Raw genomic sequence first — 14,128 nt, forward strand, 5'->3', positions numbered from 1 at the left:
CATGCGCACCCTTTTGATTGCTCACTTTCCTACTGTGCCGAAGTTAATGATTTTGAAAGAAATATCGTATGTGAAATCAGCCTCTGAAAATAGGTCATCCCAATGTCCTTTTACTTTATGCCAGTATTCTGGGTATTGAACCCGAATGTGTTCGGATAAAAAGACCGGATCGGTTTTATACTCATGCTGCAGTTTATCCATAACCTTCTTTATATCGCGTTCAAGCTTTTTCTCAAAAATGTTCTCCAGCCTGCTCAAATAGTTCTTACTAAAGGAGTTTTCATTCGGGCTTTGGTCTTCTGTCAGGATGCCCTTTGTTTTGACAGAAATTCGAAAGACTGGCTTGCCGTTTTCAACGGACGGTTTAATTTTCGTTTTTGACTTTTTAATCTCAAACGTAATCGGATGTCCTTTAACTGTCGTCGGCATCACGCCGCCTTGAATCGTCCCCACGACCCACGTCAGCGTTTGTGTTTCATTTGGTGAAAGAAATCCAACGAGTTTATTGCTGCCGCTTTTGATAATGCCCGCCCCGTCATACGTTGCTTTTCCCTTTTGGTTTTTCACGGCTTGAATGAGAAAACTGTAGCCATTTTGGCTATAGACAGAAGCCCTGCCGATGCGAAGCGGTCTCATAATCTTACCGTTATATCCTCTATGAGTTGTCAAATCAATCAGTTTTTCAGTGGGCATCGGCTGCTGCTGGCTGGGGCTTCCTTTTGTAAAGATATCAGCCGCTTTCCCTCTGGCTGCCATCAAATAGCTGCTTCGCCGCAGCTCGTCATCCCGAATAAAATGGTTAAAGACTTGATCTATGTTTTGGTTCCTCATCAGTTTTTCTCCCAAAAGAATCACTTTTAAATGATCGCTATAAATAGGAGGGTCCTTGACAGATACATCACTGACTGCTTCCAGAATGGTTTTCCCTTGGGATGTCACATGAACAAATTCGGGTTTTCCGGATGCTTGGCTGTCTTCACTTTGGGGAAGAAGGTTTTGGTATGTTAATTTATACTGATGATCATCTGTCTCATCGATTGCCAGTCCTCTTGCGAAGGATAATTTCTCAATATTTTTGACATCCCAGCATCCCGAGAGAACCTGCAGCATCAGAAACATGACTGCGAGTTTTGTTATGATCTTCATCCAAGCTGCCCCCTCCCCAGTTTTTTCTGTACCCAGCTTAAAAACCAGGTGAAGAATGGGATTGTAATCACAAATAAAAAAATATATCCGAGAAGTGTCCCATAATAAAATACCTCGTTCAGGTCCTTGGGATACATCGTTACGAAAAACGTCCCAGCCAGCATTGCAGCCAAGAGCCATGGATTGTTTTTATTTTTCAGATGAAAAATTTCTGTTAATCCAATATGGGCGCCTTTGAAGGAGCCGAGCATACAGGCAAATTGCTGGGCTGTCCAGGTCAGCTGTAAAAACAGATCGAATCGTTCAATAAAAATACCCGGAACCTCTAATGCGTGAATGAGGGAAATGGTCGGCCAAGTCACTGTTTTTGCCTCTGCCACAGTCATACAGCCAATCACAATGAACAACGTAATGCTGTAGAACACTGTGGAAGTCGCGATGCCCAAAGCAACAGCCTTTTTCACTTGCTTCGGATCTCTCATAAACGGGACGAGATAAAATATGATTTCAAATCCTGAGAAATATAAAAGCGTCTTTGGGAATAAAGAGAAAAAGCTTTGATAGCCTCCTTCAAAAACAGGCCGGATAAAATCAAGCTGAAATAAGCGAAAGCTGAACAACAGGAGCATCATAAAAATAATAAGAGTCATAGGAAAAATATAAGCGTATACCTTTGCAATGGGATAAACGCCTCCGCCCACATGATAGATGGCAACTGCGAGAAATATAAAAACGACAACTGACATTGGCGTATTTTTCAACAGAAAGAATCCGACGACCTCTCCCAAAATCCGTGCTTGATAGCAAACAATCCCAATGAAATATAGACAGATAAACAAATTCAATAGTGGGCCGATGAATTTTCCAGCCGTGATGCTGTTGAGCTTGAAAAGAGTTTTTCCGCTGTTTTTTTGAAGGAAAGGTAAAAAAAGCAGAGCGATCATAATAAAAATAACGCCCTGCAGCAGGATCATAATCCATCCGCTTGGACTGCCGGTTTCAGCAGCTGAGCGGGGAAGGGTTAGGACCCCGGCACCGATCAGTGTGCTGCTTATCATAATAAGCGTCTGCATAAAAGTCAGTTTATGCTCTGATTTTTTCATAGCCATCACCTTTGTCTGATGTTATCTTCGGGATCGTTTCGTGTCGGTCTTCTTTTAAAAAACTTCATGGGAATACGGATGACGGTGTCCTTCAAATCCTGTCCGGGCTGTGCCATGATCGGAATGATGTAATCTTGCCCGAAGCTTTTCAGGCGCATCAAGTGGCCGATCACAAACAGGAAAACCATAACGACGCCATACATGCCAAGTACTGCTGCACTTATCATTGCAGCAATGCGTATCAGCCGCAGGGGAAAGTTATAGGCGTATGAAGGAACGGTAAAAGATGCCAGTGCTGTGACAGAAACGACAATGACCATAAGGGCGCTGACGATTTGCGCCTGAACAGCCGCCTGTCCGATGACAACTCCGCCGATAAGGCCAATTGTCTGACCGATCGGCTTTGGCAGTCTCAACCCGGCTTCTCTGATCAGCTCGATCGTAAAGATCATAAAAAAAGCTTCTACAAAAGGCGGGAATGGCACATTAAGCCTGCTACCTGCAATGGAGATCGCCATTCGAGTCGGCAACAGCCCAGTGTGGAAAGAAACGAGAGAAATATACAGACCGGGCAAATAAATGGTGATCAGAACACTGGAATACCGAAGAAGGCGTATAAGTGACATCGGAATCCAGCGCTGGCTGTAATCATCGGGCGAATGAATGAATTCATCAACCGTAGCCGGCACAATCAAAGCGAACGGGGTGCCATCTACCAATATGGCTACCCGTCCTTCTAATAGAGAAGCTTCTGTCCGATCAGGCCGTTCAGTGCTTAATATTGTGGGAAAGATCGAAAACGGTTCATCTTCAATCAGCTGTTCAAGTGTGCCCGATTCCGGCAGATCATCGATTTTGACTGAGTTCAGCCTTTTAAACACTTCCTTGACGACATAATCAGGAGCAATATCTTGAATATAAGCGACAGCGATTTTCTTTTTCGTCCTTTTTCCGAGTATCATTTCCTTTATGACGAGGTTAGGATCACTTGTCCGTTCACGCAAAAGCGCTGTGTTTGTCCGCAGCTTTTCAATAAATCCTATTTTGGCACCGCGTTCCACGATTTCGGAGGAGGGCTCTTCAAGACTGCGTGTTTTTAATGTTTTCGTGTCAAAAGCTAATCCTCCGCGATAGCCATCAGCGAGCAAAACGGCATGCCCTGTAAAAACGAGCTGTTCTATTTCTTTCATTTCAGAGACAACGCTATGGTGAAAACCGAAAAAAAAGGCGGATAGGTCTTCAATCGAGCCTTCCTTATGGGCTAACGCCTCTCTTTGTAAAGGAGAAATGACGTATTGCGCCAGCATTTTATTCTCTGTCAGACCGTCAATATACAGTAAACACGCCTTCCGTCTGCTGTCTCCAAAAGCAAATGAATAAAACATCATATCGTCGTTTTGTCCCCATTTTTTTTTCAGTGCATCTAAGTTGTTCTGGAGATCAGAGTCGATGTGCATAGTTTTTCTCCTTCGTAAACAGATTGACGGTTTTTATTAATTTGTATCAAAAAAGGAGAATTATTCTTCTCAAGGAAAAGGCTGAAACAACGCTTCTTTTCGACGTGATATAATATAAAGGAAGCGTTTTCTTAAAGGGGTTGTCAAAAGATGATGCTTTATACATATGTTGTCTTAGGAATAAGACAGCTTATACGGGCGTTTGTAAGGGGGGCGCACCGGGAAAATAATGATCAGCTATTTACAGGGGAGGGGTACGGATCATGACGCAATCACCGATTTTTCTAACGCCTGTTTTTGAAGAAAAAATCTGGGGCGGCACCGCTTTACGAGATATATTTGGATACGGTATTCCTTCCGAAACGACGGGGGAATGCTGGGCCATTTCCGGTCATCCAAAAGGACCGAGCACTGTAGCGAATGGCCCGTATAGAGGAAAGACATTGATCGAGCTTTGGGAAGAGCACCGTGAAATATTCGGCGGCGTGGAGGGGGACCGATTTCCGCTTCTGACAAAACTTCTGGACGTGAAGGAAGATATGTCGATAAAAGTTCACCCTGATGATTATTATGCCGGAGAAAACGAAGAGGGAGAACTCGGCAAGACGGAATGCTGGTACATCATTGACTGTAAAGAAAACGCGGAGATTATTTATGGGCATACGGCCCGCTCAAAAACAGAACTTGTCACAATGATCAACAGCGGTGACTGGGAAGGCCTGCTGCGAAGAATCAAAATTAAACCTGGTGATTTCTATTATGTGCCGAGCGGAACGCTGCACGCATTGTGTAAAGGGGCACTGGTGTTAGAAACACAGCAAAATTCAGATGCCACATACCGGGTGTACGACTATGACCGGCTTGATCACAACGGGAGTCCGAGAGAGCTTCATTTTGCCAAAGCGGTCAATGCGGCCACAGTTCCTCATGTGGACGGGTATATAGATGAATCGACCGAATCAAGAAAAGGAATTACCATTAAAACGTTTGTCCAAGGGGAATATTTTTCGGTATATAAATGGGACATAAATGGCGAGGCTGAGCTGTCTCAGGATGAAGCCTTCTTGCTTTGCAGCGTGATTGAAGGAAGCGGTTCACTGATGTATGAAGACAAAACATGTCCGCTCAAAAAAGGCAATCACTTGATCTTGCCCGCTCAAATGCCCGATTTTACGATTAAAGGAACCTGTACACTGATCGTGTCTCATATGTAAACTTAATCTCACTTCGAGATTAAGTTTTTTTTATGAAAAAATGGAAGGGATTCACCTGTAAATGAAGTGTACGCGTGCCGATAAATAAACTAGTTTTATATACTCATTGAATATGAAAGAGGAGAAGGAATGAAAAAGAGATTAATCGCACCGATGCTTCTGTCCGCCGCGTCCCTTGCCTTTTTTTCCATATCCGGTTCTGCCGCACAGGCTGCAGCCTATAAGGACTACTCGATATATGAGATAGAACCGGCTAAAACGTTCAGTACAGAAAGCCAAGCCGCACAGGCAGCCGCCAAGCTGGAAAAAGACACTGGCTGGGATGCTTCTTATCAAGCTGCAGGCACTACAACGACTTACCAAATTTCCGCTGCTGGCATTCATAGCGAAGCAGAAGCGAAAGCAATACTGAGCGGACTCGCCAAACAGACAGCGATTTCAGGCAAGTCAAGTCCTGTCGGAAGCAAGCAGCCGTATGTCACCATCACCTCAGGCGCCATTTCGGGTGAAAAGCAGGCAAACACATTGCTGGCCAAGCTTAAACAAGAGACGGGAGTTTCTGGCACTGTAAAAGCATCCGGAACAGCCCAGCCCTATGTGAACGTCATAACATCAGAAATCCCTGATGAGACAAAAGTGAAGGCGCTTATCCAGAGCCTGGCTAAGCAAACGGGAATTAAAAGCTCGTATCAGCCCGTCTCACATACTGTGTCTGTCACAACCATTCAGTCAGGCGCAATCGTTGGAGACAGCAAAGCAGAGCAGATCAAAAATGCCTTCCAAAAGGAATCGGGGCTTAAGGCTTCATTAAAAGAAACGGTGAAAGGACAAGCCTATTATACATTCACTACAGCCGCCGTATCAGGCGAAGCGAATGCCAAGAATCTATTAACTCAATTGAAACAAACCACCGGTATTACAGGAAGCTACAAGCCAATCAATCAAAAAACAACTGCTGAGACATACAATGTCCAATCAGCTTATTTCAAAGGGCTGAATACAGTCAAGGACGCCATCAGCCAAATCAAGAAAAACACCGGCGTATCCGGCAGTTATCAAAAGGTTGGCAAAAGCACATCATATATTGTGAATATGAAGGGTTTAACGAAACAGCAGCTGCAAAAAGTGGACACCTTCTTTAAAAAGAAAAAGTGGCGCTGTACATCATCCAGCATCAAAAAAACGACAACATCTACAGCCTATCAAATAACGACAGCAAAAATTTTAGGCGAGAAGCAGGCAAACAAAGCCGCAGCCTTTTTTGTTCAGAAAAAAGTAAAGGCAGCGAAAAAAGCAACTGGAACAACAGCAGAAAACCAATATCAGCTCATCTCAGAAAAAACATCAGATCAAGCAAAAGTGACAAAGGGCTTGAACATATTAAAAAAACATCAGCTGAGTGCTTCTGCGAAAACAGTCAAAAAACAAATCGCTAACACGTTTACAATCACAACTGAATCTCTGCTTGGTACAGCCAAAGCCAATCAAGCACTTACATTCTTTCAATCGAATCACATATCAGCAACAAGCCAGAAAACCGGTCAGACCACAGCGAGCAGCTATCAAATGATAACTGAAGCCATCATCAGCCAAGAAGATATTGACCGTGTTTTAGCGTTTTTCAAACAAAATAATGCCGCCGGCACAACAGCAAAAACAGGCAAGACGGCATATACACAATACAAAATCGTAACAGCCCAGATCAGCAGCAAAATAGCATTGAACAATGGGGTAACCTATCTGAAAGCCCAAAGCTTAAGCCCGAGTTACACAACCAAGATCAATCGCCTTTATAAAATCAGCTTAAACGAACAGTTCACAGGTAACGATGCAGCTGCTGCGGCAGCAGCGAAGCTGAAAGAATTATACGGATGGACATCATCTATCGTAAAAATCAAAAACGGGCCGCAAATCATGAAAACAAATTACAATCTCTCGCTTCGTGATATGGTCCAAAAACAAATGACAGTAAGCCCGCAAACAGACGGGGCGGCTTACGTATCGCTCACTTATATTCATACAGCAACTTCAACAGTCACAGCTGACGTACTGAATATCCGGTCAACGCCGGCAGTCATCCCGACGAACGTAATCGGCCAATTTAAAAAAGGCGATAAGGTGAAAATCATCGGCCAGACAAACGGCTGGGCCAAAATCAATTTGGGATGGCGAAACGCAAGCAGTGATGAAGTGGTTCAATACGTGGATCCGAATAAATTTTCCAGAGACAGCAAATACTATTTCCAATTTCTCAAGCTGTCACAGGCAGCCGGGCTCAGCATCACTGAAGTCAATCAGAAAGTGCTTGCGGGCAAAGGCGTTCTGACAGGGAAAGCAAAGGCATTTATCGATGCCGCCAAACAATACGGCATCAACGAGCTCTATTTAATCTCACACGCTCTTCTTGAAACAGGAAACGGAACATCCGATTTAGCCAACGGCTTAACCTATAACGGAAAAACTGTATATAACATGTACGGAATAGGCGCATACGACAGAAATCCGAATTACTACGGTGCCAAGTATGCGTACGAGCAGGGCTGGTTCACACCAGAAGCGGCCATTATCGGCGGGGCCAAATTCATAGGCTCTTCATATATTCACAACACAGCCTACAACCAGGACACACTATACAAAATGAGATGGTCAGCCACAGCGGCACACCAATACGCAACCGACATCGGCTGGGCGTACAAACAAGTAAACCGCATGTACAGCCTGTATTCATTGCTGGACGGTTATACGCTTTACTTTGATGTTCCGGAATACCAGTAAAATAGAAAGTTGCTATAATCATATTAATAGGCTGAAGCTATTTAATAGCTTCAGCCTATTTGCATATCACATCTCAATCTTGTCTGCAACAATCATAAAAATACTCATCCTTGAAGCATTTGAGATGGCTGCATCATCAGGTCTGATTTTTGTACTTCCTTTAATAAAACCTATTTCAAGTACATTTGATTTTTCTCCGCCAGCAAAATACCAAGATCCCATACGGATATCCTTTTGTTTTAATCGGAAATCTCCTTCAATCGATTGATGCAGTAAACTAATATAACGTTCATTTAATGTAATTTGCAAGTTTTCTTCTGTGTTGATTGTAATATTCCGAACTAAATTTGATGTGTAAGATGGTAAATAACCTGAAGTCGGAACCATCCATTTTTTGTTTGACGCATTATACTCTAAAATGAAGGTTTGAATATATGGTTGAAATCTTTCTGGAGGTGTATCTTGGTGACCCACTGTTTTTAATAAAGGGGATCGAAGAATTGGTACATGATTCATAAAGTTTTCGTAGGAATGATATGCATAAATTCTGCTTATACGACTTCCTTCTTTCCCGCTTGTAATACCCACCATTAATGATTTTGCTCCTGTTTCAGGATTAGTGTACATACAGATGCCTTCCGGTTCACGGAAATTATTCTCATATCTAGTGGACAAGTCTTTGCCAACAGTAATTTCTTTTTGTAACACTATTTTATTAGCCGAATCGAATACAGTAATGAGATTTGGATAGCCTTTGCTATTTGTATCACCTGTATACCAATACAAATAACCGTCATCTAAAAAGAAGCCCTGTAAATAATGCAGTTGGTCAGGAATATCAATAGTATAAAGAGGATTGTTTTTATTCGCTATTGCATCGTCCAGATCAAAGATTGTTACCCACTGTTTATTATTATCTGTATTGTACTGTCTAAGTGCTAACTGTCTATTCTTCAAATCAAGAGCAGGTGTGACCCTATAATTTAAAGGAAGATTTGTGAATCGCTGAAGTTCTTTAGAATTTTCATCTAAAGTCGCACCTGCTTTGTAAGGGAAACAAACTAAATCACTTTTGCCTGTTTCATTTGGTCTATCGTATAGTGACCAAATATAAATAGTACCATTACGGTTTTCGATGCCAATATTTGTTCCGTGACCTCCATGTTTTAGCAGCATGCTGTCTAACTGTAAACCTTCAAAAGATAGACGAGTTATGCGATAGCTTTGGGTGTTGTCTTTTCCCATTCCAGTTGCCACTTGGGTTGTATAAATTTGATGGTTTTTCTCATCGAAGTTGAATGATTGAAGTACAGTTTTGTCTGCTACACGAAGTTCAGTAAATAATTTTGGAGTGATGCTGGTGAAATCAAACAGTTCTTTTTTTCTCATAAATCTACCACCTCTATTTTATTTGTTGCAATCAGCAACTAAATACATTAAAGCAAACGTATGTTCGGTTGTCAAGGTAAAAAAGAACACTTGTTCCTTTTTGAACAAGTGTATTTACTACTTAGCTTGTTAAATTTTCTATGAATTTTAACAAATTTTCACTTGAATACCCTTTGGAGTACTTATTCCAGTTATTAGAAAAAGTTTTTATCTTACAATTATTAAATGAGTTTTTTATTTCATTAATTAATGATTTACTGTCATAACAGGCTCTCCCAGGTATTATAGAAAGGTAATTATCGATCAATCCACGTTTCTCTTGATAAAGTGGTAAATCATAAGTATAGAAAAGAATGGGTTTATTTAAAATAGAAAATTCAAATGGAACAGAAGAATAGTCAGTGACTAATATGTCTGCAGCCATGAGTAAATCATATAAGGCATAATTAGAAACATCTTTAATATAATCACTAGAAAATTTATTAGTGATATTGTTTTGAATTGCAGGATGGAGTTTAACAAATAAAACATATTCTTCTTTTAACTCATGAATTAATTGTTTTTCTGTAAAAGGCAATTGAATTGAGTACATATCATAATCTCTAAACGTTGGTGCATACAAAATTATTTTTTTGTTTTGTGCTTTTAGAGTTTCTGAAATGTCCTTTTTATATTCCCTGTAATAAGGGTCTGTTAAAGGCACACCTATTTTTAATAGTTGATGATTCTCAATTCCGAATGATTTTTTGAAGATATTTGCCATTTCTTCTGAGCCAACAGTTAAATAATCAAACGAGCTGTATACTTTTTTGAATCTTTTAATATCAGTTTTAGTCCGTTGCATGTTTGTAATGTCTTCTAAACCAAATTTTTTAAGTGATCCATTTGCATGCCATACTTGTATACATTTGGTTTGCTCTCGATTATTTAACACACTTGTCAATAGAAAATAATTATCTGTTATGACTATTTTGCTGTTAAACATCAGGTATATAGCTTTAATGAGGTGAGTGGGTTTTTTCTCCAGTAATAAATATGATTTTACATTAGGGAATCTCTCGGCGATAGAGGATGCCTGCTGAGTATATAGGATGTTAAGGTTATATGAGTATTGACCTTGTTCATATTCCTCCAAAATTGCTCTTGCGTTTGCTTCAAATGAGATAAGGAGGGTTACATTGTTTTTAGGTTTCACCCATTGGAGAAAAAAGGCGATTACCGATAAAAAGTACATATAGCAATTCGCCAAAAGTGATCTTATTTTCATTTTCATCAATCCATTTATATAAAAATTTCCGATTTATATATGTTTTGTATGATCTTTTTCATGCTTTGGATAAAAGGTTTTTTTGCTTTTTTCTTCTTTTAAAACTGCTAGAGCATACTGTGGTATGCTAAGCATTCTCTTCCATCGCCATGGATTCAAAATCAAACGATAAAACCATTCTAAATTTAAACGTATCATCCAGGAAGGGGCCCGTTTGACATTGCCGCTAAATACATCGAAGCTTCCTCCCAAACCTATAGATACAGCTTTAGGGAACAAGTGTCTATAGTTATGAATGAATTTCTCTTGATGAGGATACCCTAAAGCTACGAATACCATATCTGGATTTGCTTTTGCAATTTGTTTTGCGACTATAGTGCGATCATGAACATAACCGTCTGAATAACCTGCGATTTGAATGTTTGGGTATTCAGAAGAGATTTTGGATACAACACCTTTTAAAACATCTTTCTTTGCTCCGTACAGAAATATACGTTTTTTCTTTTTGTCAGCTAAACCGAGAAGTTCTTTAAAAACATCGTAACCTGCGATTCGAGACTGAAGCCTGTTGTTAGTCAAACGTGACATCATGACTACACCGATACCATCAGGCAAAATGAAGTCTGAAGAAGAGAGTACACCAAAGTAGTCTGGATCTTTAATTGCTGCATAAGCAATTTCAGGGTTTACGGTGGAAATAACAGCACCCATCTTCTGATCAATATAATCTTTCTCTAGGTAATTGATGAATGATGTTAAGTTGCTGTTAACATAAGGAATATGATGAATTGTCTCTGTTTGCATGTCTGGCTCCTCCTTCCTGAGAAGATTATATTTATATAGATTAAAAGATTTAAACTTAAAATCAGCCTAGCTTATATTTTAACATAAATCATCAACAAAGGATTAACATTCTCTTTACATTAAATTTAAATATGTTTCCAATTTTACAATTGAATGAACGAATGAATAACAATCCTTGATGCTAATGGAGTTTGAATGTCATTACATATTTTGGAATGTTTTTCTCCGCGTGAGTACTTAACCTTTTTTAGGCGGTATGCTATAATTGATGATCAGTGAAGACATACGAGAAATATGTCGATATAAGGAATACAATTGCAGGGTTTTGAGAATTCAATCGCTAACGACAGTAGTGTTTTTAATAGTGTTTAACATTAGGAAGGAGCGTTTCTTAAATGAAAAAAGTCATCACATACGGAACTTTTGATTTATTGCATTGGGGTCACATTAAATTGCTTGAGCGTGCAAAACAGCTTGGCGATTATTTAGTTGTTGCTATTTCAACGGATGAATTCAATTTACAAAAGCAAAAAAAGGCTTATCACAGTTATGAACACCGTAAATTAATTTTAGAAACTATTCGATATGTGGATGAAGTAATCCCTGAGAAAAATTGGGAACAAAAAAAACAAGATATTATTGATCATAATATTGATGTTTTTGTTATGGGGGATGACTGGGAAGGTAAATTTGACTTTCTCAAAGATCAGTGTGAGGTTGTTTACCTTCCGAGAACTGAAGGCATCTCTACAACAAAGATCAAAGAGGAAATCGCTGGTTTATAATTTAGGATCCTGATATCAATGTTTATTATCTAATAAAAGTACTTCTTATTGAAATAAGAAGTACTTTTTGATGCTTACATTGGTTTTTGTGGCTAATGTATCCGGGTGGATTTAGATTCAATGATCATATATTCTAAATGCCGAAAGGAAGTAAGATATTGTCTTTACATGCTGTGAGTGAATCTAATATAAAACAAATTCCTGATATGAATTATTATTTTATCTCTGGTGGTCTGCCAAGTAATTATGGCGGTCTGACAAAATCATTACTATTGCGTTCTAAATTATTTGGGGAAGAGTGTAACCAGAATACATTTTTTTTAACGTTTCGTTTTGATCTAGAGTTGTCCTCGAAGATTGACGAATTATACAGCAATGGTAAGATTGATAAAAAATTCACAAGTGTTATTAATCTATTTGAGGATTTTTTAAGTGAAAGAACAAATGGCAAAAGATCATACGACGAATGGATAGGCTTTGATCAGGTAAAAAAGCAAGCTGGAATGGGGAAATTTGCAAAAATTGTGACAAGATTGTTTGGTAAGAAGAAAAATGAAATTTCTGTAGTTTACTATGGAGATAAGGAGACTATCCGTTATGTCGACTATTGGAACGATAAAAATCAACATACAAAGAGAGAGGAATATACGAAGAACGGAAATTTAGTTCTTGTTACTCATTATGATGTGCAGTTAAATAAGATGTATCTGCAGGAATATATTAATGAAAAAAATCAAGTATATTTAGACAAACTCTATGTATGGAACAATGAAGAAAAAGATGTTCAATTATCTCATACTATTTGGTACTCCCTTGAGGGTGAGATAAAAGTAAAAGATGAATCTGAACTGCGTCAATATTGGATAGAACATCTGCAAAACGAAAATGATAAACCTAAGTTGTTCTTAGTAGACAGCAGACCGCAAGACAAACATGTTTTTAAAGTGAAAAAATCCCCTTCTTCGTATTATGGAGCAATCATTCATAATAAACATTACGGTAACAATAAATATCAAATTAAGGGACGTTATAAAGAAGTTTTTAGTCAGATGTATAATTTGGATGCTGTCTTTTTTATAACTGAGGAACAAATAGAAGATTTTAAATTAATTTCAGGGGAACAAGAGACGTTTTTCTTTACTCCGCATACAATTGATAAACCGCTTAATCCCGATGTATTGAATGTGCCGAGTGAAAAATACAAAGCTGTAATTATTTCAAGACTTGCATCTATGAAGAATTTGATACATGCAGTAAAGGCTTTTAGTCTTGTCGTAAAAGAAATTCCTGAAGCAAAACTTGATATATTCGGATCAGGCGAAGATTTTGAAAAAATAAAAAAAGAGATTGAAGATACCAAACTGCAAAAAAATGTCTTTCTGAAAGGTTATACAGATAATCCTGACTCAGAGTTTCAAAAAGCTTGGCTAACCATTTCAACTTCTCACTTTGAAGGCTTCGGTCTTTCAAATATGGAGGCGCTGAGCAACGGGTGTCCAGTTGTAACGTATGATTATGATTACGGAGCAAGGAGTTTAGTGACTGATGGAGTAAACGGATATGTCATTGAACAATATAATATAGAGAAATTGGGACAAGCCATTATCTCTTTAATGAAAGATGAAAGTACTCACCGGAAATTTTCAGAACAAGCCTTTAAAATGGCTGAAAAATATTCAAAACCCAACTATATTGAAAATTGGGCTTTTGCTCTTAATCAGATGATTGAGGTGCGGGTAGAGAGAGAGAAGCTCTCTAAAAAGATTGGGAAAAAAGATCCATCTATTAGTTCTTATAACGAGAATTCTGATAAAAGCAAAATAGAAATTGACATTGAGAATTTTGATCATGCGGATTGTATTGAAGTAAGCTTAGTGGGCTTGGACAGAAAGAATAAGGCTGAAATTTTTTCAACAAACTTACAAAATGATCAGTTCTTTGTAATTGATCTGAAAAAAGATGTAAATATTGAAAAGATAGCAGCTAATAAAACTCAAGTCATTGATTTTTATATTCTTTTCAATGCAAATGGCCATATTAAAACAATGCGCAGACTTTCGAGTGAAGAAACAAAGTTGTCAGAATGCAATATAGTTACTGATAATGGATATAGAGTAGAGCCTTATACAACAGTTAAAGGGAATTTCTCTTGGAGGGTCACGGAAATAAAAGAGAGTTAATATTTTGC

The 14,128-nt window shown here is 38.9% G+C and carries 10 protein-coding genes; 4 read left to right on the forward strand and 6 right to left on the reverse strand.

The features are described from left to right. Positions 1-21: 21 nt before the first annotated feature. The 3 genes from V6D41_RS09495 to V6D41_RS09505 are packed head-to-tail and all read right to left on the reverse strand — an operon-like array spanning position 22 to position 3,706. Complete coding sequence (locus tag V6D41_RS09495; protein WP_333518029.1) at positions 22-1,146, reverse strand: Ger(x)C family spore germination protein; 1,125 nt, start codon at positions 1,144-1,146, stop codon at positions 22-24. Then, positions 1,143-2,249 (reverse strand): spore germination protein, encoded by a 1,107-nt coding sequence (locus V6D41_RS09500; RefSeq protein ID WP_333518030.1) that lies wholly within the window; start codon positions 2,247-2,249, stop codon positions 1,143-1,145. The genes V6D41_RS09495 and V6D41_RS09500 overlap by 4 nt, the downstream gene beginning before the upstream one ends. Positions 2,250-2,254: 5 nt before the next feature. Next, a complete protein-coding gene (locus V6D41_RS09505) occupies positions 2,255-3,706 on the reverse strand; it encodes a spore germination protein (RefSeq protein ID WP_333518031.1) in 1,452 nt (483 codons plus the stop codon). A gap of 263 nt (positions 3,707-3,969) precedes the next feature. Here V6D41_RS09505 and manA point away from each other — a divergent pair, with 263 nt between their 5' ends. Beyond that, the gene (gene manA / locus V6D41_RS09510; RefSeq protein WP_333518032.1) at positions 3,970-4,920 is read left to right on the forward strand and encodes a mannose-6-phosphate isomerase, class I; all 951 of its coding nucleotides are present in this window, start codon (positions 3,970-3,972) and stop codon (positions 4,918-4,920) included. 129 nt (positions 4,921-5,049) lie between these two features. Then, positions 5,050-7,695, forward strand: coding sequence for an N-acetylglucosaminidase (locus tag V6D41_RS09515; protein WP_333518033.1), 2,646 nt, complete (start codon positions 5,050-5,052; stop codon positions 7,693-7,695). A 66-nt stretch (positions 7,696-7,761) separates the two neighbouring features. Here V6D41_RS09515 and V6D41_RS09520 read toward each other — a convergent pair whose 3' ends face one another. The 3 genes from V6D41_RS09520 to V6D41_RS09530 all read right to left on the reverse strand — a co-directional run bounded on the left by V6D41_RS09520 (position 7,762) and on the right by V6D41_RS09530 (position 11,155). Beyond that, positions 7,762-9,084, reverse strand: a complete 1,323-nt coding sequence (locus tag V6D41_RS09520; RefSeq protein ID WP_333518034.1) for a phage baseplate protein — start codon at positions 9,082-9,084, stop codon at positions 7,762-7,764. A gap of 121 nt (positions 9,085-9,205) precedes the next feature. After that, entirely contained in the window at positions 9,206-10,351 is a 1,146-nt protein-coding gene (locus V6D41_RS09525) for a CDP-glycerol glycerophosphotransferase family protein (RefSeq protein WP_333518035.1), read from the reverse strand. 33 nt (positions 10,352-10,384) lie between these two features. After that, a complete protein-coding gene (locus V6D41_RS09530; protein WP_289348416.1) occupies positions 10,385-11,155 on the reverse strand; it encodes a WecB/TagA/CpsF family glycosyltransferase in 771 nt (256 codons plus the stop codon). A 395-nt stretch (positions 11,156-11,550) separates the two neighbouring features. Between V6D41_RS09530 and tagD the strand changes: the two genes are divergently transcribed. Both tagD and V6D41_RS09540 read left to right on the forward strand, forming a co-directional pair. Next, a complete protein-coding gene (gene tagD / locus V6D41_RS09535; RefSeq protein WP_003227921.1) occupies positions 11,551-11,940 on the forward strand; it encodes a glycerol-3-phosphate cytidylyltransferase in 390 nt (129 codons plus the stop codon). A 158-nt stretch (positions 11,941-12,098) separates the two neighbouring features. Continuing rightward, positions 12,099-14,120: an alpha-glucosyltransferase N-terminal domain-containing protein gene (locus tag V6D41_RS09540; protein ID WP_333518036.1), complete on the forward strand. Its 2,022-nt coding sequence runs from the start codon at positions 12,099-12,101 to the stop codon at positions 14,118-14,120. The last annotated feature ends 8 nt before the right edge of the window (positions 14,121-14,128 follow it).

The sequence above is a fragment of the Bacillus sp. 0102A genome, from assembly GCF_036765155.1.
Taxonomy (GTDB): Bacteria; Bacillota; Bacilli; order Bacillales; family Bacillaceae; genus Bacillus; species Bacillus subtilis_G.